The organism is Kribbella sp. NPDC043289, assembly GCF_056436705.1.
Genome location: NZ_JBWKCB010000004.1, coordinates 207499 through 229618 on the forward strand (window position 1 = coordinate 207499; position 22120 = coordinate 229618).

At 68.4% G+C, this 22120-nt stretch carries 21 protein-coding genes; 5 read left to right on the forward strand and 16 right to left on the reverse strand.

What is annotated here, in order from left to right:
* Nucleotide 1: 1 nt before the first annotated feature.
* The gene (locus AC0662_RS25315) at nt 2-775 is read right to left on the reverse strand and encodes a Clp protease N-terminal domain-containing protein (protein ID WP_478303658.1); all 774 of its coding nucleotides are present in this window, start codon (nt 773-775) and stop codon (nt 2-4) included.
* Nucleotides 776-954: 179 nt separating this feature from the next.
* On the opposite strand from AC0662_RS25315, the gene mug reads away from it, so the two are divergent.
* Nucleotides 955-1455, forward strand: a complete 501-nt coding sequence (gene mug, locus AC0662_RS25320; RefSeq protein WP_478303660.1) for a G/U mismatch-specific DNA glycosylase — start codon at nt 955-957, stop codon at nt 1453-1455.
* On the opposite strand, the gene AC0662_RS25325 is transcribed toward mug, so the two are convergent.
* Nucleotides 1448-2377, reverse strand: a complete 930-nt coding sequence (locus AC0662_RS25325; RefSeq protein WP_478303662.1) for an alpha/beta hydrolase — start codon at nt 2375-2377, stop codon at nt 1448-1450. The genes mug and AC0662_RS25325 overlap by 8 nt on opposite strands.
* A 117-nt stretch (nt 2378-2494) precedes the next feature.
* Between AC0662_RS25325 and AC0662_RS25330 the strand changes: the two genes are divergently transcribed.
* Both AC0662_RS25330 and AC0662_RS25335 read left to right on the forward strand, forming a co-directional pair.
* A complete protein-coding gene (locus tag AC0662_RS25330) occupies nt 2495-3067 on the forward strand; it encodes a TetR/AcrR family transcriptional regulator (RefSeq protein WP_452203658.1) in 573 nt (190 codons plus the stop codon).
* Between the two features lie 26 nt (nt 3068-3093).
* Nucleotides 3094-6375 (forward strand): hypothetical protein, encoded by a 3282-nt coding sequence (locus AC0662_RS25335; RefSeq protein WP_478303664.1) that lies wholly within the window; start codon nt 3094-3096, stop codon nt 6373-6375.
* Between the two features lie 112 nt (nt 6376-6487).
* Here AC0662_RS25335 and ligD read toward each other — a convergent pair whose 3' ends face one another.
* Genes ligD through AC0662_RS25380 form a run of 9 tightly spaced genes read right to left on the reverse strand, consistent with a single transcriptional unit; the run spans nt 6488 to nt 15833 of the window.
* A complete protein-coding gene (gene ligD, locus AC0662_RS25340) occupies nt 6488-7465 on the reverse strand; it encodes a non-homologous end-joining DNA ligase (RefSeq protein WP_478303666.1) in 978 nt (325 codons plus the stop codon).
* Entirely contained in the window at nt 7455-8528 is a 1074-nt protein-coding gene (locus tag AC0662_RS25345) for a hypothetical protein (RefSeq protein ID WP_478303668.1), read from the reverse strand. Before AC0662_RS25345 ends, ligD begins: the two co-directional genes overlap by 11 nt.
* Nucleotides 8525-9370 (reverse strand): acetylxylan esterase, encoded by an 846-nt coding sequence (locus AC0662_RS25350; protein ID WP_478303670.1) that lies wholly within the window; start codon nt 9368-9370, stop codon nt 8525-8527. Before AC0662_RS25350 ends, AC0662_RS25345 begins: the two co-directional genes overlap by 4 nt.
* Nucleotides 9371-9374: 4 nt before the next feature.
* On the reverse strand, nt 9375-10301 hold the full coding sequence (locus AC0662_RS25355) for an acetylxylan esterase (protein WP_452203663.1): 927 nt from the start codon (nt 10299-10301) through the stop codon (nt 9375-9377).
* Nucleotides 10298-11407 carry an ABC transporter ATP-binding protein gene (locus tag AC0662_RS25360; protein WP_478303672.1) on the reverse strand — a complete coding sequence of 370 codons (1110 nt, stop codon included), beginning with the start codon at nt 11405-11407 and terminating at the stop codon, nt 10298-10300. Before AC0662_RS25360 ends, AC0662_RS25355 begins: the two co-directional genes overlap by 4 nt.
* A 4-nt stretch (nt 11408-11411) precedes the next feature.
* Complete coding sequence (locus tag AC0662_RS25365; protein ID WP_478303674.1) at nt 11412-12305, reverse strand: carbohydrate ABC transporter permease; 894 nt, start codon at nt 12303-12305, stop codon at nt 11412-11414.
* Nucleotides 12302-13207, reverse strand: a complete 906-nt coding sequence (locus AC0662_RS25370; RefSeq protein ID WP_478303676.1) for a carbohydrate ABC transporter permease — start codon at nt 13205-13207, stop codon at nt 12302-12304. The genes AC0662_RS25365 and AC0662_RS25370 overlap by 4 nt, the downstream gene beginning before the upstream one ends.
* A 2-nt stretch (nt 13208-13209) precedes the next feature.
* On the reverse strand, nt 13210-14535 hold the full coding sequence (locus AC0662_RS25375) for an ABC transporter substrate-binding protein (RefSeq protein ID WP_478303678.1): 1326 nt from the start codon (nt 14533-14535) through the stop codon (nt 13210-13212).
* A complete protein-coding gene (locus AC0662_RS25380; RefSeq protein ID WP_478303680.1) occupies nt 14502-15833 on the reverse strand; it encodes a hypothetical protein in 1332 nt (443 codons plus the stop codon). Before AC0662_RS25380 ends, AC0662_RS25375 begins: the two co-directional genes overlap by 34 nt.
* 143 nt (nt 15834-15976) lie before the next feature.
* On the opposite strand from AC0662_RS25380, the gene AC0662_RS25385 reads away from it, so the two are divergent.
* Complete coding sequence (locus AC0662_RS25385; protein ID WP_478303682.1) at nt 15977-16900, forward strand: NAD-dependent epimerase/dehydratase family protein; 924 nt, start codon at nt 15977-15979, stop codon at nt 16898-16900.
* Between the two features lie 166 nt (nt 16901-17066).
* Entirely contained in the window at nt 17067-17576 is a 510-nt protein-coding gene (locus tag AC0662_RS25390) for an AAA family ATPase (RefSeq protein ID WP_478303684.1), read from the forward strand.
* Here the strand turns inward: AC0662_RS25390 and AC0662_RS25395 are convergent.
* The 5 genes from AC0662_RS25395 to AC0662_RS25415 all read right to left on the reverse strand — a co-directional run bounded on the left by AC0662_RS25395 (nt 17548) and on the right by AC0662_RS25415 (nt 22064).
* The gene (locus AC0662_RS25395) at nt 17548-18132 is read right to left on the reverse strand and encodes a dihydrofolate reductase family protein (RefSeq protein WP_452203672.1); all 585 of its coding nucleotides are present in this window, start codon (nt 18130-18132) and stop codon (nt 17548-17550) included. The two genes, AC0662_RS25390 and AC0662_RS25395, sit on opposite strands and share 29 nt — an antisense overlap.
* A 374-nt stretch (nt 18133-18506) precedes the next feature.
* Complete coding sequence (gene dusB / locus AC0662_RS25400; RefSeq protein ID WP_478303686.1) at nt 18507-19628, reverse strand: tRNA dihydrouridine synthase DusB; 1122 nt, start codon at nt 19626-19628, stop codon at nt 18507-18509.
* Nucleotide 19629: 1 nt separating this feature from the next.
* The gene (locus AC0662_RS25405) at nt 19630-20316 is read right to left on the reverse strand and encodes a hypothetical protein (protein WP_452203674.1); all 687 of its coding nucleotides are present in this window, start codon (nt 20314-20316) and stop codon (nt 19630-19632) included.
* 2 nt (nt 20317-20318) lie between these two features.
* Nucleotides 20319-21704 carry a glycine--tRNA ligase gene (locus AC0662_RS25410; protein WP_452203675.1) on the reverse strand — a complete coding sequence of 462 codons (1386 nt, stop codon included), beginning with the start codon at nt 21702-21704 and terminating at the stop codon, nt 20319-20321.
* Nucleotides 21705-21782: 78 nt separating this feature from the next.
* Nucleotides 21783-22064: an antibiotic biosynthesis monooxygenase family protein gene (locus AC0662_RS25415; RefSeq protein WP_452203676.1), complete on the reverse strand. Its 282-nt coding sequence runs from the start codon at nt 22062-22064 to the stop codon at nt 21783-21785.
* Nucleotides 22065-22120 lie beyond the last annotated feature (56 nt).

Consider the following 22120-nt stretch of genomic DNA (forward strand, 5'->3'; position numbering starts at 1 on the left):
CCTACTTCGTGAACCCCTCCAGCTGGACCCGGATGTCCTGCCAGGCGGCGGCTTCGTCGAGTCCCTGGTCGAGCAGGATCTTCGTCGCGATGCCGGCCGAGTCGCGGAAGAACGCCAGCAGGAGGTGTTCGGTGCCGACATAGTTGTGGCCGAGCGTGACGGCTTCGCCGACGGCTCCTTGCAGAACGTGCGCGGCGCGGCGGGTGTACGGCGGGTTCTCGGCGTCGAGGCCCTTCGGCGCGGCCTCCGCGGCAGCGGGACTTTCGGCGGCGGGGCTCTCGGCGGCCGGGCTCTCGGCGGCCGGGCTCTCGGCGGCGGGGCTTTCGGCGTTGACGGCTTGGAGGACCGTGGCTTCGGTGATGCCGTGCTGGACAAGCACCTTCGTGGCGACGCTGTCGGGCTGCTTGTACAGCGCGAGCAGGAGGTGCTCGGTGCCGACGAAGTTGTGGTTGCGATCGCGGGCGATGTCGGCCGCGGCCTGAACGACCGCGCGGGCGCGCTGCGTGTAGCGCTCGAACGCCGGGCGAGCCGTCCACGAGTCGGCGAAGCGCTTGTGGGCGGCCTGCTTGCTGACGCCGAGGACGGCGCTGATCTCGACCCACGACTTCCCCGCGCCGCGGGCCCGGTCGACGAAGAACCCGAGGGCCGCGTCACCGGTGCTGGTCAGTTCGCTGATCGTCACCGCGGCGGTGGCGAGCTGCTCCAGCTCGTCGTCGCTGCCGGTGTCGGTCTTGATCGTCGTAATCAGTTGCTGCAGATCTGGTCCGGGAGTCATGCGTCAACCGTAGGTTGACGATCTGGCGGCGTCAACCCTGGGTTGACAGAGTCGGTGCTGTACCGAAGAACGGGTAGTGGTCGCCGAGATCGCGGGGCCGTGAGCGTGGGCGGGTTGGGCGGGCGCTCCAGGATGGGCACCACTACCCGTTCTTCGGTGCGCGTCTAGGGTTTGGCCTCGTGGACGGGATTCCGGATGTCATTGCGGGCGGGCTGCGGGTGCTGTTCTGTGGGATCAATCCGGGGCTGATGTCGGCGGAGACCGGGCATCACTTCGCGCGGCCGGGGAATCGGTTCTGGCCGGCGCTGCAGCTGAGTGGGTTCACGCCGCGGCAGCTGCGGCCGGACGAGCAGCGGGACTTGCTGAACTACGGCCTCGGGATCACCAACGTGGTCGATCGGCCGTCGGCGAAGGCCGCTGAGCTGACGCGGGCGGATCTCGTGGCCGGCGGGGAGAACCTGGTGCGGAAGGTGCACGAGTACCAGCCCGAGTGGCTGGCGGTGCTCGGCGTCACGGCGTACCGGGATGCGTTCGCCGAACGTACGGCGGCAGTGGGCAAGCAGGACCGGATGATCGGCGCGACCCGGGTGTGGATCCTGCCGAACCCGAGCGGCCTGAATGCCCACTACACGTTGCCGAAGCTCGGTGAAGCGTTCGCGGAGCTGCAGCGCGTTAGTTGAGCGCCTTACGCAGCGTCGAGATCGCCAGTTCGATCGCGGCGTTCGCGGCGTGGGTGTCGCGGAGCGCGTCCAGCATCACGAAGTCGTGGATGATCGCGGCGAACCGGACCGCGGTCGTCGGCACACCGGCCTCGAGCAGCTTCGCGGCGTACGCCTCGCCCTCGTCACGCAGTACGTCGGCCTGCCCCGTGACGACCAGCGCCGGCGGCAGACCCTGCAGTTGCTCGGTCGTGGCGCGCAGCGGTGACGCGGTGATCTGGTCCCGCTCGGTCTCGTCGGTCGTGTACTGGTCCCAGAACCACTTCATCCCGTCCAGCTGCAGGAAGTACCCCTCGGCGAACTCCTTGTACGACGCGGTGTCGAAGGACGCGTCCGTGACCGGGTAGAACAGCACCTGCTGCACGAACTTCACGTCCCCGCGCTCCTTCGCCAGCAGCGTGAGGGCGGCCGTCATGTTCCCGCCGACCGAGTCGCCGGCGATCGCCAGCCGCTCCGCGTCCAGGCCCTGGTCCTTGCCCGAGGTGAGGATCCAGCGGGCGACCGCGTAGTTCTGCTCGAGCGCGTGCGGGTACCGCACCTCCGGCGACAGGTCGTACTCCGGGAACACCACCGCGGCGCCGGCGCCGACCGCGAGCTCACGGACCAGCCGGTCGTGGGTGTGCGCGTTGCCGAACATCCAGCCCGCGCCGTGGATGTAGAGGATCACCGGGAGCACGCCGGTGGCGCCTTGCGGCTTCACGATCCGGGCCTTGGTGCCGTCGGCGGCGGTCACCCACTCCTCGTCGACCGGAAGCTTCGGGTAGTCGGTGGTCTGCACCTCGTCGACGGCCTTGCGGCCCTCCTCCGGGGTCAGCTGGAACAGGAACGGCGGCTTGGCGGTCGCTTCGGCGAAGGCCTGGGCAGCGGGTTCGAGCACAGTCATCGGAATGCCTTCCTGGCGGGATCTGAAGTGGAGAACGAGCGTTCTCCGAATATCGGGTACTCTAAGAGAACGGTGGTTCTCCGCGCAAGGTGGCGCGGGTCACTTGGGAGGCGAGAGATGGCCCTGGACACGAAGACGGCGCAGCAGCAGGTGCTCGACGCGGCTGACGCGCTGTTCTACGAGCGCGGCGTGCAGGCGGTCGGCATGGACGCGATCCGGGCGGCGTCCGGCGTATCGCTGAAGCGGCTGTACCAGCTCTTCGCGTCCAAGGACGAGCTGATCGAGGCCTACCTGGAACGCCGCGAGATCCTCTGGCAGTCGATGCTCGGCGAGCACGTCGAGGTGCAGACCGACCCACGGCGCCGGATCCTCGCGGTCTTCGACTTCCTTTACTCCTGGTCCAGCCAGCGGGACTACCGCGGCTGCGCGTTCATCAACGCGTTCGGCGAGCTCGGCGCCGTCTCGCCACGGGTCGCCGAGATGGCGTCCCGGCACCAGGAAGGCTTCCGGCAGGTCCTCTCCCAGCTCGCCAAAGAGGCTGGGGCGGAAGACCCCGACCGGCTCGCGGACCACCTGATCCTGCTCAGCGAGGGCGCGATCACCCGCGCCGCGATTTCCGGCTCGGCGGACCCGGCACTGCGCGCCCGGGAAGCTGCCACCCTCATCCTCGACGCGTCGTTGAAGAGCTGACACCGGTCGTTCGGCAGGATGGGCGCATGCGTCTGCCCGACCTGCTGCGTTCGATCGACGGTCTCTCGTACGGACAGCGCGTACGCCTGCTCGCCGACCAGGCGCCACAGCTCGCCGGGCTGCTCGACGAGCTCGGCCGCGGCACCACCTTCGAGCGCGTCCTCGGTCTCCAGATCGCCGAGGTCACCCGCGACCCGGCGTACGTCACCCGGATGCTCCGCGACGCCGATCCGGCCGTCCGGTCGCGCGCGCTCGCGGCGGTCGCCCGTGGAGTGCCGGTCACGGACGACGACCTTCGGATCCTGTACGACGACGCGCCGGCGACACTGCGTTCGCGACTCGTGTCCTTGGTACGCCGGCAGCGGCGTGAGCATCTCGCCGTACGGCTGATCGACGAGCACCGGGCGCGGTGGGGCGACGTCGCGGCGACCGGACTGCTGGACGCGACGGACCACGCGACCGTCGCGCGCCTGCTGCCCGAGCTGGCGTACTGCGTGTCGCCGAGCGGCTGGCGCGGACTCGCGAAGCACCACCCGGATGAGGTGCTGACCTTCGCGCGGGAGACGTTGCCGGCCGACGACGAGTGGTGGCAGAGCGTCGGTCATGGCGTCACCGGGATGCTGCGCCACGACCCGGACGCGGTGCTCGCGCTGATCAAGCAGGCGGTCCCGGCGCACGATCTGCCGGTCGCGGTGCTCGACATCCTCGGTCCGCTCACCGATCGCGACCCGGGCGGCGTACTGGAACTGGTGCTCGCTCCCGACCGGCGCGGCGTGGTGCGACGGGCCCTGACCCCGGCGTTCCGACGGCGGCTGCACCGGTACTCCGACGACGAGCTCATCGCGCTCGGGCAGATCGTGTGGCCGGATCTCGCCGAGCTGCTGCACGCGTTGGCTCCGGCGCGGCGCGCGCGGATCTTCGCGGGCGTGACGCAGGGCATCGATCTGGGTCAGGCGCAGCTCAGCAGCTCGTTGCTCGACGTACTGCCGCACGCGGTGCGCTTCGAGCAGGCGCATCGGATGCTCGCCCTGCCGACGGTTCGGGAGGACGCTTCGGTGCGCCGCAGCATCACCGGACACCTGCCGTACGACGAGGCCTTCGCGCTGCTCGAACCGGACGCGGGCGACCCGGACGCGAGTGTTCGTACCTCGGTCCATCAGTCGATCGTCCGGTCGGCGCGGCGGCCCGAGCAGGTTGTGCAGGCCGTGCAGTGGACCGCCGAGCGGGTGCGCAACGATCAGGATCCCGTTCGGCTCAACGTGGTCAACGCGATCGCGCGACTGTCGCCGACGCTGCTGACGAACGAGCTGCTGGCATCACTCGACACCTTGCTCGACGATGCGCTGAATGCGCGCGACACGTCCTGGTCGACGCGGCGCGCGCTGAGCCGATTGGCCGAGCGTTCCGTCGTGGAAGGTGCCGTAGGCAACCGTCCCGCGGTCCTGGAATGGGGCCTGCAGGCGCATGCGCGGCTCGCGGAGAACATCGGGACCCTCACGCTCGACGGACTCGTGGAGAACCTCCCGCGCGGACGTGAGGTCGAGGTGTACGACGTCCTGCGCCCGGCGATCGAGGCGGCGGCGAAGCGGAACGAGTTCGGGCTGGCGCTCGCGGTGGCGGAGGCGTTCGGCCGGCGGGCGTGGGCGCTGGAACCGCTGCAAGCCGTGCTCGAGCAGGCGGTCTGGTCGAACCAGGACAAGACCGTCCAGCCTGCGTGCCGGCACTGGCTGGACGCGCCCTCGACGCGACGTGAGCGGGTCGAGCAGATCATCACGCGCGACGTCCGGATGGCGCGCTGGCACGCGGTGTGGTGGCTCGTCACCGAGTTGCGCACCGACCTGCTCGATCCGGTGTTCGCGGCGGCCGACCAGATCCGCCGGTTCGGCCGGAACAGCCCGTCATGGGAGGTGCCGAGCTACGCGCTGCGGCTGTGGCTCCCGCGCCAGCAGGCCCGGTACGCCGAGTTGCTGGTCGGCGTAGCTCGTGACGAGGGGATGCCGGACTGGTATCGGGCGTCGGCGGTGAAGACGCTCGGGCGAGTGCCGAGCGCTGGTCGGCCGGCGCTGGACGAGTTCCTTGCGAGTGACGACGTACTGCTGCAAGAGGCTGCGCTGGCGGCGCTTGCCTGGACCGAGCGGCCGGATCTGGCGATGCGGTTGCTGCAGGCGCATGCCGGGGACGACCGGGCTCGGGTCGCGGTGTACGCCGCGGCGCGGGCGGCGCGGTTCGTCCGGCCGAGTTTGTTGCCGGGGTTGCTGCAGCCGGTACTGACTCGTGAGGGCGTGAAGGTCACGTCGCGGAAGGCGGCGGTGCGGATGCTCGGCGAGCTGCGTGCTCCCGGCGCGGGCGCCGTACTGACCGAGACGTGGTCGGGCGCGCACCGGGATGTGCGGGCCGCGATTGCGCGGACGGTGTCGCAGTACCTCTTGTATGACGCGGCGGCGTGGGCGGTGTTGGAGCAGGCGGTGCATGATTCGCCGGCGACTGCGCTGGCGTTGACGGGGCGGCGAGCTTACGACGTACCGCTCGGGTATCGGTCGCGGTACGCCGACCTGTTGATCGCGGTGACGACGCGGGCCGAGCCGGAGGTGGTCGGGCCGGCGTTGCTGGCGTTGCGCGGGTGGGCTCGCTACAACACGGCTGCCGCTCAGGTGTGCGCCGACTTCATCAGCAACCTGTCGCTCCGCAGCCGAGTCTGGCGCGACGCGATCACCGCATTGGTCGCGATGGTGACGAACAGTCCGCCGACAGGGCTGGACGAGCTGGTCGAGGTGGTGCGGTTGCTGGTGCGGTTGGAGGCGAATCCGTCGCTGCCGAACGCGACGGCGGACCGGGATCATCCAGCCCGGCAACGGTTGGCGTACCTGATCTCCGAGCTGACTGCTCAGCTCAGTCGCCGCTCGGCCGAGGACCGTCAGCTGGCGATCTCGGTCGCTGACGAGCTGACTGCCGTGGAGTTCCTCGACTTCCGGCTGGAGCTACAGGTCCTTGCGTCGATCGATCCGCTGGCTCTGCGGGACCTGGTCGCCGACGACCCACTGGCCGCCGCAACAGCAGCCGACCTCCTGGCCGCCCGCCTCGCCGCGACCGAACCCACCTGGACGCCCGCCGACCTACTTCCCGCCGCCGAGTCCCTCACCCGCTCCCCCGACCCATCCTCAGGCCTCCTGGCCCACACCCTCATCACCGCAGCCGCCACCCGCACCAACTGGTCCCCCGAGTGGCGCACCCTACTAATTGCCCTCCGCAACCACCCCCACCCCCACATCCGCCGCCAAGCCCTAACCCTCACCACAGCCCCGGAGTAACCCCACCACCCGCCAGCACCAACTCACCCGACGCGCCGCTGGCCAACTCCCATCTCGGCCGCAGCGGCGAGCAAGTGAAGGCGTCCTCCCCGGCCGCACCAACCGCGGACGTTTATTCGGAGGCCTTCTGTTCTTCCGCCTCGCGGGCGCGTTTGCGGCGTTTGCCTTCGTGCATCGCGGCGACTCGGGCGACCGGGATCGCGCGACCTTCCTCGAGTACGTCGGCGGGGATGGACTGCGGCGCCGGCAGCTGATCGGCCCACGGGTCACCGGAGCCGAGGAGCCGAGCGGCGTTGCGCACGGTGAAGTCGCGCGGGCGGACGTTCTCGAGCTCGTCCCAGCCCACCGGGAACGACACCGTCGTGCCAGGCCGGACCCGCGGGCTGTACGCCGCCACGATCGTCGCCCCGCCGCTGCGCGTGGAGTCGACGAACACCTTCCCGTGCCGGTCCTCCTTGATGTACGCCGTCGTCGCGACCGCCGGATCGAGCTTCTCCGCCCGCGCCGCGATCGCCCGGGTCGCGGCGGCCGCGTCCTCGATCGACACCGTGTCGTCGATCGGCACGATCACGTGCACGCCCTTCGCGCCGCTGGTCTTGACCGCGCCCGCCAGACCGGAGTCGGTCAGCGCCTGCCGTACGAGCAACGCGGCCCGCACCGCCATCGTGAACGTCTCGCCCTCCGGTGGGTCCAGGTCGAGGACGAGATGCGTGACCCGATCCCACCGGTCGGCCCGCATCAGCGTCGGGTGGTACTCGACCGCGCGCTGGTTGGCGAACCACAGCAGCGTTCGCCGGTCGTCGCACAGCGCGTACGACACCTCCCGCTTGGACGCCTCCGCCCAGACCTGCACGGTCTTCACCCAGTCGGGTGTGTACTTCGGGACGTTCTTCTGCATGAACTTCGGCTGCCCCGGCCGTATCCGCACCACCGAGAGCGGCCGTTCCCGCAATTCGGGGATCATCCGCTCGTGCACGGCGTCCAGGTAGTCGACCAGATCCCGCTTGGTCGCCTCGGCCCCGTCGAACAGCGGTTGATCCAGGTTGGTCAGATCGACCCCGTCCCGCGTCTCATCCGGCTTACTCGCCATTCCCAGAGCTTAGAAGGCGGAGCAGGGTATCGAGAACCACCTTTTCTTCTCCGGATTGGAGAGTCTGCGGGTTGAGCGCGATCGCGTCGGCGGGGAGACCGAACGTTCCGACGGAGATGCGCGGCTCGCCATCGAAGAGTTGCTGGACCAGCTCGTCGCGGTCGCGGTCGAGTCGGAGTACGGCGCGACTGTGCGGCTGACCGGCCTCACTCGGGTACCCACGCTCCACCGCAACGCCCGGCAGACCCTGCAGTCCCGCGATCCACCCGTCGACCACGCGTTCGTAGCCGGCCAGCATCTCCTCCTCGTCCTGTTCCAGCGTCCACTCCACGGCCGCGAGCAGACCCATCAGCTCCTCCTTCCCCACCTTCATCCCCCGCCCGATCTCGTGCTTGGGCGAGGTGTGCGCCCGGATCCGCTCGATCAGCCACCGCTTCCCCAGCACCAACCCGCTGGCCTGCGGCCCACGCAGTCCCTTCCCGCCGCTCACGATCACCGCATCCGCGCCGACGTCCCGAGTGAACCGCCACAAACTCGCGACGGGTGGAATCTGCGCGGCCGCATCCACAAGCACGGGTACGCCGACCTCGCGAGCAACTCGCACCACGTCCTCGATCGGGAGCGCATCCTTGGCGTAGTGCGCTCCCGCCATCCACAGAACGCAGGCGGGTCGGCGAGCGAGCGCCGTACGCAACTCGTCCTCCGACGGGCCCACCTCGACGACGCCGGGGCCGATGAAGCGGGCGGAGTAGTCGTAGTCGTTGCGTTGGCTCGTGAACATGACGATCTCGGCGTCAAGCGGGAACGCCTGCGAGTCGGTGGTGATGCAGGCCGCAACAGTCAGCGTGATGGCGGCCGCTGCGCCGGAGGTCACGTACCCCGCCTCGTTGTGAGTGAGCTCAGCCAGCCGCTCCCCCACCCGCTCGTTCAGCTCGGGCAGGTCGACGAACTGCGCCGCCGCGTCGGCCATCGCCTTCACGACAGGCGGCGGCATCAACGACCCGCCCAGCACGGTGACCGTCGCGTTGGCGTTGATGACGGGACGGACCCCCAGCGGATTCATGCGACGAACTTCGACATCGCCGGTACGCCGGAGCGCTCAGCCAGCCACGCGTCGAGGAAATCGTTGTCGGTCCCATCGAGGTGAGTCACTTTGTATACCTCAGGATCCGGCAACGCGGAGAGCAGCGCCGTACACCAGTCCTCGTCATCCACAGACACCAGTGTGCGACCGGCGACCGCCGGGGCGTGCCGCGCGGGATCGAAGTACGACAGGGTTGTCGACAAGGCATCAATCGACGAGCCGGCGCGGAGGTGATCGTTCAGCTCCTCCAGGGGGTAGAGACACGACCTCAGCCGCGCCTCCATCGCGCGATAGAACAGCAAGTCGGTCACCCGAACCGAACCGAAGCCGGGCCGCCGCGCCGCCGTCAGTACCGCCAGGTCGTCACCGCTCACCGCGACCCGCGCCGGATCCACCTCGCCCAGCCCCATCAGGAACTCCGCGGCGCGCAGACAGTCCGCCGCGATCCCGCGATAGATGTACGTCGACGCGTCGTCGACTCCGACCGTCAACAATCCCGGGTACGCCGCCGAGAACCCCTCGTCCGCGAGCCGTTGACCGCGGTGCATCAGGCTCAGGACGACGTACCGGCTCCGGTCGTTCGGGTGCGGGATGTTGTTGACGCTGCCGTAGCGCGGGGTGATGAGCAGCCCGGGGAACGGCCCGTCGCCCTTCGGGATGCTGAGATTGCCGTAGACGCGGTACGGGCCCGTGCTGGTCAGGCGGACGCTGTAGAAGGTCGCTTCGTCGGTCGTGCGCGCCGGCACCACGTCGAGCACCGGCCGACCGGGGATCGCCGCGAGTTCGTCGTCCACCGCGGCCCAGTAGCTGTCGAAGGTCATCAGTTCACCGTCCCGGGGTGAGGTGCTCGGCAAGGAAGTTCTCCACGATCCGCATCACGTCCGGAAGTCCGGCGTGGTGCGCGCAGTGCGGGTACGTGTGCAGCGTGGTCTCACACGTCAGCACGCGCTCCAACGCGAACCCGGTTTCCGGCGGACACACGTCGTCCTCCATCCCGAGGTACAGCAACGTCGGCGCCAGCACCTTCGGCGCGAAGTTCAGCCCGTCGTAGTACGCGACCGTCTCCCGCACCCGATCGACGTCCTTCGGGTGGATCCGCAGGTACTCGTTGATCTCCTCGTACGGGTACGACCGGGTCAGCGTCGGCGCGGTCATGATCCCGCACAGGTACGGCGCTCCCGCCGCGACGCACCGGATCACGTCCGGCATCAGCGCGGCCGTGGAGATCCCGAGGCCACCACCTTGGCTCGACCCCTGCAGTCCGATCCGCTGACTATCGACCTCCGGGTGATCCAGCAACACCTCGACCGCCCGGACGACATCGAGATAGAAGCCGCGGTACCCGTAGGTGTTGGGGTCCACGATGTTGTGCGTCAGCAGCCCCGGATAGCCCGGGTTGAACACGTCGTTCGACCGCAGCTTGCCGCGCGGCGCGACCGCGAGGGCGACGTACCCGAGCTCCGACCACTCCTTCGGGATCGTCGGCTCGGAGATGTAGCCCGGGATCGTGACCAGCGCGGGGAACAGCGCGGGTCCGGACCGCGGCACGGTCAACCAGCCCGCGATCCGCAGACCGCCGTAGCTGGTGTAGTGCAGGTCGTAGACCAGCACCGTGTCGGTGGACAGGTTCGGCATCTCGGTGAGCACCGGGTCGAGCGGGTACGACGCGCAGTCGGCCAGGCCGGCCGCCCAGAAGTCGTCGAAGTCGGCCGGTAGTTCGACCTCGACCGTCGCGTTCTCGGGGTCTCTCAAGAGTGTTCCTTTCGCTGGGGTGCATGGAGGGCGGTGCCGTCGGACGCCGTGAACAGGTGCAGGCGGTCCGGGTTGAAGCCGACGTACACCGAGCTGTCGTGGCCGAGCCGGAACGGGGTCGGGACACGCGCCTTGATCAGCTCGCCTTCGATCCGGACCGTGACGAGGACGTCGGGGCCGAGTGGTTCGGAGACGAAGACCTTGCCGGGCCGATAGCCGTCGACCGGGGTGGTCGACAGCCTGATGTCCTCCGGCCGGATGCCGAGCACCACGGCGCGGTCGTCGGGCGGTGTGATTCCCAGAGCGCCGGCCCTGAGGGGTTGGCTGAGGGTGGCGGAGCGGAAGGTCCGGACGCCGTCGACGTCCGCGAGCTCGCCGGTCACGAAGTTCATCGGCGGGGAGCCCATGAACGACGCGACAAAACGGTTCGCGGGCCGCTCGTAGATCTCTTCCGGGGTCGCGCACTGCTGGACGACGCCGTCGCGCATCACGGCGATCCGGTCCGACATCGTCATCGCCTCGACCTGGTCGTGCGTGACGTAGATGAACGTCCGGGCCACGTCGACGTGCAGCCGCTTGATCTCGGCCCGCATCAGCACCCGCAGCTGGGCGTCCAGGTTCGACAGTGGTTCGTCGAGCAGGTACGCACCGGCGTCGCGGACGATCGCGCGTCCGAGCGCGACCCGTTGCCGTTGACCTCCGGAGAGTTCGCGGGGCTTGCGGTCCAGGAGATCCTCGATGTCCAGGGTCCGCGCGGCCCGCAGTACCTGCTCGTCGATCGTTGCCTTGGGCACGCGCATCATCTTGAGCGCGAAGCCGATGTTCTGCCGGACCGTCTTGTGCGGGTAGAGCGCGTAGTTCTGGAACACCATCGACACGTCCCGCTTGTTCGCCGGCAGCCAGCTGACCGGCTTGCCGTCGAAGAAGATGTGACCCTCGGTGGCACGTTCCAATCCGCAGATCATCCGCAGGGTTGTCGACTTTCCACAGCCGGACGGGCCGACCAGCGTGAGGAACTCCTGGTCCTCGACGGTGAGATTCAGATCGCCGACAGCCACCTTGCCGCCGAACGCCTTGCTGACACCTTCCAAACGCACTTCAGCCATGTCGTCAGCCCTTCACGGATCCGGCGGCCATGCCCTGCACCAACTTGCGCTGGAAGAGCAGGGCGAGCAGCAGGGGTGGGACGACCGCGAGCACACCGGCCGCGGCCATCACGGTGAACTGGGTGTTGAAGTCGGTGGCGAAGTTTGCGGCCACCACCGGGATCGTCTTCGCCGCCTTCGTACTGGTCAGGAACAGCGCGAACATGAACTCGTTCCAGGCCGTCATAAACGCGAACACCGCGGCCGCGACCAGCCCCGGTGCCGCCACCGGCAGGAACACCGTCCACATCGTCCGGAACCAGCCGCACCGGTCGACCCGCGCGGCCTCCTCGAGCTCCCGCGGTACGGAGCGGAAGAAGTCCTTGAGGATCCAGATCGTGATCGGCAACGCGAACGTCGTGTACGACAGGATCAGCGCCAGGTAGGTGTCCAGCAGCCCGAACGACCGCATCAGCAGGTAGAACGGGATGATGATCGCGATTCCGGGCACCATCCGGGTGAGCAGGTACAGCAGGAGCAGCAGCTGACTCCCGCGGAACTTCAACCGCGAGAACGAGTACGCCGCGAACGTCGCCAGTACGAGGTTCAGTACGGCGGTCGACGACGCCACGATCAAGCTGTTCCGCAACGAGTACGGCGTCTCCGACACCGCCCGCCCACCGACCAGCTGTTGCGACTCGTTCGGGTGCACGAAGCCGAGGTAGTTCTGCAACGTCGGATGCACCGGAACCCAATGCGGCGGCACCGCGATCGCATCCACCTCGTGCATGAAACTCATCGCGACGATCCAGTAGAACGGCAACGCCAAATACAACGCGAAGCCCACGGCCAACACGTAGAGCCCGATCTTCTTCCAGGGAATCCGATAGCGCAGCGGAGCGCGGACGAGAGTGCTCATACTTCGAAATTGCCCTTTCGGTACAGGAGGCCGATGTAGGCGATCGAGATCAGCAGGGTGATGGTGGTGATCACCCAGGCGTAGGCGCTGCCGAGGCCGACGTCGGTGAAGGTGAGGACGGTTTGTACGTCGAGGAGCGCGATCGTGGTCGTGGCGTCGCCGGGGCCGCCGCCGGTGAGGACGTAGATCGTGTCGAAGGCGCGGAACGCGTTCATCGTCTCGAGGATGAGGACGATCAGCAGCGGGTGCAGCAGCCAGGGCATCGTGACCTGGGTGAAGCGTCGCCAGGCGCCGGCGCGGTCGACGGTCGCGGCGTCGTACAGCTCCGAGGGGATCGTCGACAATCCGGCCAGCAAGATGATGACCGAGAACGGGAGCGTGTTCCAGACCTGCGCCAGTGCGGTGAAGAAGAAGGCGCCCGTACCTGATGTCAGCCAGGCGTGGTAGTCGTCGATCAGTCCGAGTTGCGAGAGCAGGCCGTTCAGCGCGCCGGTCTTCGCGTCGAAGATCGTCCGCCACATCAGGCCGTTCACCACCCCGGGCATTGCCCAGGGCAACAAAGCGAGACTGAGCAACAGACCGCGGCCGCGAAACCGCTCGTTCAGCACCAGCGCCAGGATCAGAGCGAGTGCGACGGTCAGCCCGAGCACCACGAGCACGAACAGCGCGGACACCTTCAGTGCGGACAGGAACGCGTGGTCGGTGAGCAGCGCCTTGTAATTGTCGAAGCCGATGAACCGCTTGGCCCGTGGGCGTTTCAGGTTGTTCTTCTGCAGGCTGACGTAGAAGGAGTACCCGATCGGATAGGCGACCAGCAGGGCGATCACCACCATCGCCGGGGCGTTCAGCGCCCAGGCCTTGGCGTTGTCGCCCAGCGGCCGGCGTTCAGCGAGCGCGACCATGCTCAGGAGTACTTCTTCTTCAGGGTGCCGACCGTCTGCGCGAGCGAGTCGACCGCCGCGCCCGGCTGGGTCTGATTGCTCAGCACTCCTTGGACGACCTTGTGCATCTCGGTCTCGAACTCGGTGTACCAGGGCACGCCGAGCACGTTGCGCGGCTTGGCGATCTCCGCGAGATGCGAGTAGACGGCCGGATCGGCGAACTTCTTCAGCGCCGCGGTGATGGCCGGATCGTCGACCATCCCCTTGTAGGCGAACCCGAGCCCACGCTGCAGGAACCAGAACTTCGCGGTGTACGGCTGCTTCTTGTCGTCGTACCCGCCGAGATATGTCAGCAGCTTGAACGCGTTGTCCTTGACCTCGGTGTCCTTGGCCAGCCCGTACATCCGGGTGTTGCTGACCGTGGCGTGCTCCTTGCCGTCCAGACTCGGTACCAGCGCCATCCGGATCTTGCCCGCGGCCTTGGACTTCGCCGGGTCGTTGTAGTCCCGGCTCGCGTACCGCGCGCCGATCGTGTAGGCGTACCGGTTCGCCTTCATCGCGTTGTCGACCGGGACCGGCAGCAGCTGCAGTGACGCGGGATCGATCACCTTGGACTTGTTCGCGGCCTGCTGCAGCCAGGCGAACACGTCCTTCACGACGGTGTCCGACGTGTTCATGATCGGGTTCTGCTGGTCGTCGAACAGGTTCCCGCCGCTCCCGAAAACGAGCGCCCACACCCAGGACCACCAGGTGTCGGACAGCTGCGCGGGCAGACCGATCGGGTACTGCAGCAGACCGGCGTTCTTGATCTTCACCGCCTGCGCCTCGAGCTCCTCGAGACTGGCCGGCGGTTTCGTGATGCCGGCCTTCGCGAGGATGCCGGAGTTGTACGTCAGGCAGTTCGCGTCGGTGTAGTACGGCAGTCCGTACCGCTTGCCGTCGTACGTCATCGCCTCCGCGTTGCCCGGGTAGATCGCGCTGTAGACCTCGTCGACGCCGGGCAGGCCATCGAGCGGTTGCAGGTAGTCGCCCTCGACCCAGGCCGCGAGCGAGTCGTCGTACACGTAGAGCGCGTCCGGGCCGCCGCCACCGGTGAACTCGGCGACGACCTTCTGGACGTACTGCGCACTCGTGATCGGGGTGTAGTTGACCTTGATCGTGCTGGTCTTGGTGAAGTTGTCCAGGTTCTGCTGAACCAGCGCGGCCTCGTAGTCCCAGCCTTCGAACTTCACGCTGCCGTCGCCGGAACCACCGGCTCCGGACTTGTCGTTCGAGCAGGCGGCGAGCAGGGCGGGTGTCGTGAGTCCGAGACCGGCTAGCTTGAGGATGTGGCGGCGGGTGAGCTCCATGGTTGTGCCTCCAACGCTTGGGCGATGCGCAGTCGGTACAGACGCGTCGGGCGTCCTTTGGCGTGGTGCTGGGCGGTTCCCTCGACGCTCACCAGGCCGCCTGCGTCGAGAGTCCGGATCAGCCGGCGTCCGCTCTGATCCGTGATGCCGAGATGACCGGCAAGCTCTCCAGGCGAGAGCGTGCGGCCTTGCAGTTCCTGGTCCAGCGCGGCCAGCCGCGAGACGGTGGTGGCGCTCAGACCGACGGACTTCGCGAGCTGTTCGACGTCGTCGCCGTGCTCCCGGTACGAGAACCGGAGCGCCTCGCCGGCCGGCCCCATCGGGCCGATCACGACGCCGCTGTCCTCGAACAGGTACGCGCACGGTTCGTCGGCGAGCTCGGCCCGCGCGGCGGCCTGCTCGGCGAGCAGGACACAGTTGCGGGCCGACACACCGACACCGAAACCGGCCGAGACCTGCGCCCCGAGCGCCGCGGCGGCCTCGGCCAGCGCGGGTACGGCGACCCAGTTGCGGGTGATGCGCTCGAACAGCGCCTTGTGGGCGAAGACGACCACACCGCGGCGCCCGCGGTTCTCGATCCAGGCGCCGGCGAACTCGGGGGTGTTCAGCAGATGGTTCATCAGGCCGATCCGGGCGCGGTCGGAGTCGACGGCCTGCGAGATCAGGAACACGCCGGCGGCGAAGCGTTGCGCGCTGGCCCGCTCGGACTCGATCCGGAGCGCGAGCTCGTGCAGTTCGGTGCGGATCGTGGCCGGCACCGGCATCCCGCTCATGATCGGGATCTGCCCGGCGAGCTGGTCACGTACGGCGGCGCGCACGCTGATCACGTAGCTGCGCTCACCGAAGCGCTCGAACGCCTCACGGTGGAACGCGACGATCTCCTCGACGCTCTGGGTCGGTGCGTAGGGCAAGCAGTCGATCTGGTCCTGGTCGAGGTCCAGCGCGGTGGCCACCGCGTCGACCGCTTCGGCGGGCAACGTGTCGATGCTGACCGGCGTCCGGCCCCAGCCGCGTTCCTGGGCGCGGTAGAGCGCGAGCGTCAGGTCGAGCGCGGACGAGCGGATCACGCCGACCGGTAGGCCGGGCGGCAGCAGTTCACGGCTCGCCGTGTACGGCACCGGACCGGCGAGGAAGCCGTCGAGCCGCGTCGTACTCAGGAACTCGGCGACCTTGTCGCGGACCTCGTCCTCGTGGTCGTAGCTGACCCACTCGAGGTCCACACCGCGGAGCGTGCGCGCGGCGTCGTGGAACAACTCGTGGTGGGTCACGTGGGTGACGACCCCGATCACGATGTCCACGGGCACTCCTTTAACGAACCATGTTCGGAAGTGACTCGTAAATCCAATGCCGTCCAAGGTCCCCCGAAACAAGTGTTTGGGTCAAGGGATCGTGCAGGTTTTGTTCAAGAACCCCACCCGTGGTCTCTCCTACGATCTGGTCCATGCCAGACAACGGAGCAGTGCTCGTCACCGGTGGGCTCGGGATGATCGGCGCCCAGACCGCCCGCGCGCTCGTCGACCTCGGTCGCGACGTCATCGTCACGTCGCACCGGCGCGCCGACGTACCGTCGTTCCTGGAGGGCCGGGTCACGGTCGAGTCCGTGGACGCGACAGACCGGGACGCGTTCCTCGCGCTCGGCACGCGGCACCGGATCGGCGACATCGTGCACCTCGCCGGGAGCATCCCGGGCGCGTACTTCCGCGCCGACACGACGGCGCTGCTGAACGCGCTCGATGCCGCCCGTGAGTGGGGCGTCCGCCGGTTCGCCGTGGCGAGCAGCATCGGCAACTACATCGGGCGTCCCGAGATCCCGTGGCACGAGGATCTCGCGCTGCCGGCCGCTGACCTGCCGCTGCTGATCATCGCGTTCAAGAAAGCGGTCGAGCCGCTGACGACCCACAGTCTGCAGGGCACCGGCGTACAACCGGTCCTGTTGCGGATCGGCAGCATCTGGGGACCGCTGATGGACCCGGAGTCCCCGTTCAACCCGATCCCGCCGTACATCAGCGCCGTACTGCGCGGCGAGACACCGAAACCCTTGTACGCCGACGACGGCGGCGACTCGTGCTACGCGCCGGACGCCGGCCGGGCGATCGCACTACTGACCGCCGCGGAGGACCTCCCGCACACGATCTACAACGTGTCGAGCGGCCGCCCCGTCCACAACCGCGAACTCGTCGAGGCCCTCCGCGCCCTGAAGCCCGACGCCCCACTCGACCTCCTCCCCGGCCGTGCCAACGGCCCCGGCGAGGACCCGTACCTCGACATCACCCGCCTCACGAAAGACACCGGCTTCACCCCCGAGTACAACCCAGCCAAAGCCGTCGCCGACTACCTCACCTGGCGCGCCGCCAACGCCCGCTGAAGGGGTCGAAATTCGGGGTGCTCGGCCAGGGCAAACAGCTCCTCGCCGACCTCCCCGCCATCCGCCTCGAGTCCACCGGCGGCAGCGTGTCCCCCACCGGCCACCTCCTCGCGGACTACCGCGTCCTGCACTAGATAACGCGTCGGCGCTTCGGTTGGATGGTGGGGTGGAGCTTGTTCTGCTGTGCGGTACTGCGTTCTCCGGGAAGAGCACCGTGGCCCGGGCGCTCGCGCCGATGCTGCCCGCGAGCATCGTCAGTCTCGACGAGATCAACGAACGCCGTGGTCTGTGGGGCGGCGACGGGATCCCGGTCAAGGAATGGCTGCGGACCCACCAGTTCGCGTCCGACGAGGTGCGCGCGTTGCTGGCGGGCGGTACGTCGGTGATCGTCGACGACACCAGCTCGCCGCGCTTCCTGCGCGATGGATGGCGGGCCCTGGCAGCGGAGGCGGCGGCTCGGTTCACGCTCGTGTACGTCGACGTGGATCACGAGACCGTACGTCGTCGGCGCGCGGCCAATCAGGCGGATCCGCGACGTCGCGATGTCGCGGATGGCGTCCTGGACCAGCACCTCGCCGACTTCGAACCGCCGGCCCCGGACGAGCACGCCGTACGGATCAGTCCTGCTGACGACCTGGAGGACGCGCTCAGGAGTGCAGGGTGGGGCGGTAGGTGAGTTCCATGGTGTTGCCGTCGAGGATGTGGGACTCGAGGAGTTCCAGGTCGTAGTCGGCGGCGTTGTGGAAGATCGGGTCGGCGCCGGTCTTGCCGCTGATCACCGGGAACACGGTCACCTGCACGCGGTCGACCAGGCCGGCGGCCATCAGCGAGCGGTTGAGTGCGACGCTGCCGTGCGAGCGCAGCGGTACGTCGGACTCTTCCTTGAGCCGGGCAACGACCTCGACGGCGTCGCCGGGGACGAGCGTCGCGTTCTTCCACTGCAGCGGGCCCTCGAGCGTGTTCGACACCACGGTCGTCGGGACGGTGAACATCCGCTGGTTCACCGGATCGTCGACCGTGGACTCGTTCGCGTTCGGCCCGAGGATCTCGACGAACTGCCGGTAGGTGTTGCCGCCGAGCACGACCCGCTGGTCGGCGCTGACCTGTTCGAGCCGGCGCTTGAGGAACTCAGGCCCCTGCTTGCCCCAGTACCCACCCCAGTCGCCGTTCTCGTCGTACGACCCGAAGCCGTCCAGCGTGCAGAAGATGTCGAACGTGTACGTCGCGGTCATGATCTCTCCTCAGTACGTCGTGGTGTCCTAACACCCTCCCTACGAACGAGTCGAGCCAAATCCGACAAGCCGACTCCGAGCATCCACCAACCACTCTCCAGCCCGCCAACAAGACCCCGCCCGCGCGACCCCGCGCCCGCGCCGCCGCATCGACCACATGCCTGTGCCGCCGCCACCCGCGCCGGTCCCGCTGGCGCGTTTGAGGGGCCGGCCCCTCAAACGGTGGGAGGACCCGCCAAATTCTCGGGGGTCAATTCACACTTTGAGGGGTCGGCCCCTCAAAGTGCCCGTGGCCGGCGCGGGGTCGGGCGGGGCGTTCGTGCCGGGCGTTCGTGCCGGGGCGTTCGTGCCGGGGCGTTGGTGCCCGGGGCGGGTTAGCCGCCGGAGACGCCGAGTTCTGCGTCGGCGAGGTCTGCGGTGAGGCCGTCGGTGTCGTCGAGCCAGCCGTGTGGGAGCACGATGTGGTCGCGGGGACTGCCCTGACGGCCGCGCGGCGCGCCGAGCTCGGCGACCGGGAACCGCACTGACGGGTCGAGCTCGGAGAGCAACGAGTCCAGCCGGGCCAGCGAGTCGACCATGCCCAGCGCGGCCCGCAGCTCGCCGCCGGCCGGGAATCCCTTGAGGTACCACGGCACGTGCTTGCGGAAGTCGCGCAGCCCGCGCTCCTCCCCCATCAGGTCCGCGAGCAGCTCACCGTGCCGGCGCATCACGACCGCGACCTCGCCCAGCGTCGGCAGGTTCAGCGCCTCGCCGCCGCCGAACGCGACCGCGAGATCGCGGAACAACCACGGCCGCCCCAGACATCCACGCCCGACGATCACACCCGCGCACCCGGTCTCGGCGACCATCCGCAGCGCGTCGCCGGCTTCCCAGATGTCGCCGTTGCCGAGCACCGGGATGTTCACGTGCTGCACGAGTTCGGCGATCTTCGTCCAGTCCGCCTGACCCGAGTACGCCTGCGCCGCCGTACGTCCGTGCAAACCGATCGCCGCGGCACCGGACTCCTCCGCGATCCGCCCCGCGTCGAGGCACGTCTGGTGATCGCTATCGATCCCGATCCGGGTCTTCATCGTCACCGGGATGCCGTACGGCGTCGCCGCCTGCACCGCCGCGCGCAGGATCGCGCCGAGCAGGTTCCGCTTCCAGGGCAGCGCGGCGCCGCCGCCCTTGCGCGTCACCTTCGGGACCGGGCAGCCGAAGTTCAGGTCGATGTGCGCGACGCCGTACTCGTTGCAGAGGATCTGCACCGCACGCCCGATGTAGAAGGGATCCACGCCGTACAGCTGCACGGACCGCACGGTCTCGCGGGCGTCGAACGTCAGCATGTCGAGCGACTTCTGGTCACCCTCGACGATGCCGCGGGACGTGATCATCTCGCAGACGTAGAGCCCGGCGCCCTGCTCGGCGCAGAGTCGCCGGTACGCCGCGTTCGTGATGCCCGCCATCGGCGCCAGCACCACCGGCGTCTCGATCGTGAGGTTGCCCAGCGCAAGCATGTCAGGCCTTCGCCACCAGCACGCGACCGTCACCGGAAACCTGTGCCTTGTAAGGCTGTACGGCGTTCCCGGTCGTCGTCACGTCGCAGGCGATCGGCTCGCCGGAATGCTTGACCACGGCAACATCATCCATCGTGCAGGTCACCTTCGCGGCGTCGGTGACGGTCCGCAGGACGGCGTCGACGACCTTCGCCTTGACGATCGCGACCGACTGCGAGGTGAACTTGTACGACGCCGAGTACTGCTTCGCGTCGACCGTGAGCGTGCCCTGGTAGGACTTCCCGGCGTACGTCACCGTGCAGGTCAGCTCGTGGTCGCCGGCGGTCTCGACCTTGTCGATGCCGGGGCACTTCACGGTCGTGGTGGCCGCCTTACCGGCCGCGACCTGGGCCTGCTTCGAGATCGCGAACGTGATCCGCTCGGCGAGCGGCGCGTCCTCGGCCGGCTCACCGGTGACCTTCGGCGTCGGCCACGGCTTGGACGGCGTCGGCAGCGCGGTGAGCGTCGGCGTCGACGCGGTCGGAATCGGGGCGCTGGACGGCGCTGTGCTGGACGACGGTGCCGAGGTGGCCGGCGAGGAACCGGCGTCCGGCTTGCTGTCCGAGCAGGACGACAGCGCGAACACGGCCACGGCGGACAGCCCGAACACGACCGCCCCGAAGCGAACCCGACCCCGCAGCAGCTTCATCGTCAGCAACCCACCAGGCGCTGGGCGAGGTAGCCGGTGACCTCGGTCAGGGCGACCCGCTCCTGCTTCATCGAGTCCCGCTCCCGGATCGTCACGGCCTGGTCGTCGAGGGTGTCGAAGTCGACGGTGATGCAGTACGGAGTACCGATCTCGTCCTGCCGGCGGTAGCGGCGGCCGATCGCGCCGGCGTCGTCGAAGTCGACGTTCCAGCTCTGCCGCAGCTCGGCCGCGAGATCGCGCGCCTTCGGCGACAGGTCCGCGTTGCGGGACAACGGCAGTACGGCGGCCTTGACCGGCGCGAGTCGCGGGTCGAAGCGCAGTACCGTCCGCTTGTCGACACCGCCCTTCGCGTTCGGGGCCTCGTCCTCGGTGTAGGCGTCGAGCAGGAACGCGAGCACGTTGCGGGTCAGGCCGGCCGCGGGCTCGATGACGTACGGCGTCCAGCGCTCGCCCTTCTCCTGGTCGAAGTACGACAGGTCGGCGCCGGAGTGCTTGGAGTGCGTGGTCAGGTCGAAGTCGGTGCGGTTCGCGATGCCCTCGAGCTCGTCGAACTCCTTGCCGCCGAAGTTGAACCGGTACTCGATGTCGACGGTGCGCTTCGAGTAGTGGCTCAGCTTCTCCTTCGGGTGCTCGTAGAACCGCAGGTTGTCCGCGCTCAGCCCGAGGCCGGTGTACCAGTCCCAGCGGGCCTTCAGCCAGTACTCGTGCCAGTCCTCGTCGGAGCCGGGCTCGACGAAGAACTCCATCTCCATCTGCTCGAACTCGCGGGTCCGGAAGATGAAGTTGCCGGGGGTGATCTCGTTGCGGAAGCTCTTGCCGACCTGGGCGATACCGAACGGCGGCTTCTTCCGCGCGGTGCCCATCACGTTCGCGAAGTTGATGAAGATGCCCTGCGCGGTCTCCGGGCGGAGGTAGTGCAGACCGTCGGCGGACTCGACCGGGCCGAGGTAGGTCTTCAGCAGGCCGTTGAACATCTTCGGCTCGGTGAAGGTGCCCTTGTTACCGCAGTTCGGGCAGGCGATCTCGGCCAGCTTGACCTCGTCGACGTCCTTGTTCTTGCGGCGCGCGTAGTCCTCGCGGAGGTGGTCGTCGCGGAACCGCTTGTGGCAGGACTGGCACTCGGTCAGCGGGTCGACGAACTCGGCCAGGTGGCCGGAGGCCTCCCAGACCTGGGTCGGCAGGATCACCGAGGAGTCCAGGCCGACGATGTCGTCGCGACCGGTCACCATGCTCCGCCACCACTGGGTGCGGACGTTGTTCTTCAGCTCGACACCGAGCGGTCCGTAGTCCCACGCCGACTTGGTACCGCCGTAGATCTCGCCGCACGGGTACACGAAGCCTCTCCGCTTACTGAGGCTGACGACGGCATCGACGCTTTCCACGGGCACTTCGACTCCAGAACGGGCACAGTTGGGGTACGGAAGGGATCAGGCTATCGGTCCGGGGCGGCACCCATCGAATCCGTGCTAAGGAAGCAAGTCTTCGTAGGCAGACGGCTCGTCGAGCGCCTCCGACAACAACGGCACCGCCGTCATCTTCACCTCGAACGGCGACAATGCCCGACGGTAACTCCCGACGTTCTCGAACTCCAGCGTCAGCGCCAGCAACTCGGGGTCGTCCACGTTCCGCCCGGTCCGCGCGGCGACGAACCCCTTCTGCTGTCCCAGCACCTCGACCGCGGCCTGTAACCGCTCCCCGAACCCGGCCTGTTCGGACTCCGCCACCCGGAACCTGATCACCACGAACACCCGGCTCACCTTACGCGAGGCACACGGCTCGCGATCAGCGCTTCCCCCGCGCCGGA

Coding starts and splice junctions, on each gene's coding strand:
- AC0662_RS25350 (WP_478303670.1), bottom strand. CDS start 9,370: ATGACCTTCGACAGCTACTGGGCCGCGGTGGACGACGAACTCGCGGCG.
- AC0662_RS25315 (WP_478303658.1), bottom strand. CDS start 775: ATGACTCCCGGACCAGATCTGCAGCAACTGATTACGACGATCAAGACC.
- AC0662_RS25325 (WP_478303662.1), bottom strand. CDS start 2,377: ATGACTGTGCTCGAACCCGCTGCCCAGGCCTTCGCCGAAGCGACCGCC.
- AC0662_RS25370 (WP_478303676.1), bottom strand. CDS start 13,207: ATGGTCGCGCTCGCTGAACGCCGGCCGCTGGGCGACAACGCCAAGGCC.
- ligD (WP_478303666.1), bottom strand. CDS start 7,465: ATGGCGAGTAAGCCGGATGAGACGCGGGACGGGGTCGATCTGACCAAC.
- AC0662_RS25330 (WP_452203658.1), top strand. CDS start 2,495: ATGGCCCTGGACACGAAGACGGCGCAGCAGCAGGTGCTCGACGCGGCT.
- AC0662_RS25375 (WP_478303678.1), bottom strand. CDS start 14,535: ATGGAGCTCACCCGCCGCCACATCCTCAAGCTAGCCGGTCTCGGACTC.
- AC0662_RS25395 (WP_452203672.1), bottom strand. CDS start 18,132: ATGACCGCGACGTACACGTTCGACATCTTCTGCACGCTGGACGGCTTC.
- AC0662_RS25335 (WP_478303664.1), top strand. CDS start 3,094: ATGCGTCTGCCCGACCTGCTGCGTTCGATCGACGGTCTCTCGTACGGA.
- AC0662_RS25345 (WP_478303668.1), bottom strand. CDS start 8,528: ATGAATCCGCTGGGGGTCCGTCCCGTCATCAACGCCAACGCGACGGTC.
- dusB (WP_478303686.1), bottom strand. CDS start 19,628: ATGCTTGCGCTGGGCAACCTCACGATCGAGACGCCGGTGGTGCTGGCG.
- AC0662_RS25385 (WP_478303682.1), top strand. CDS start 15,977: ATGCCAGACAACGGAGCAGTGCTCGTCACCGGTGGGCTCGGGATGATC.
- AC0662_RS25360 (WP_478303672.1), bottom strand. CDS start 11,407: ATGGCTGAAGTGCGTTTGGAAGGTGTCAGCAAGGCGTTCGGCGGCAAG.
- AC0662_RS25405 (WP_452203674.1), bottom strand. CDS start 20,316: ATGAAGCTGCTGCGGGGTCGGGTTCGCTTCGGGGCGGTCGTGTTCGGG.
- AC0662_RS25365 (WP_478303674.1), bottom strand. CDS start 12,305: ATGAGCACTCTCGTCCGCGCTCCGCTGCGCTATCGGATTCCCTGGAAG.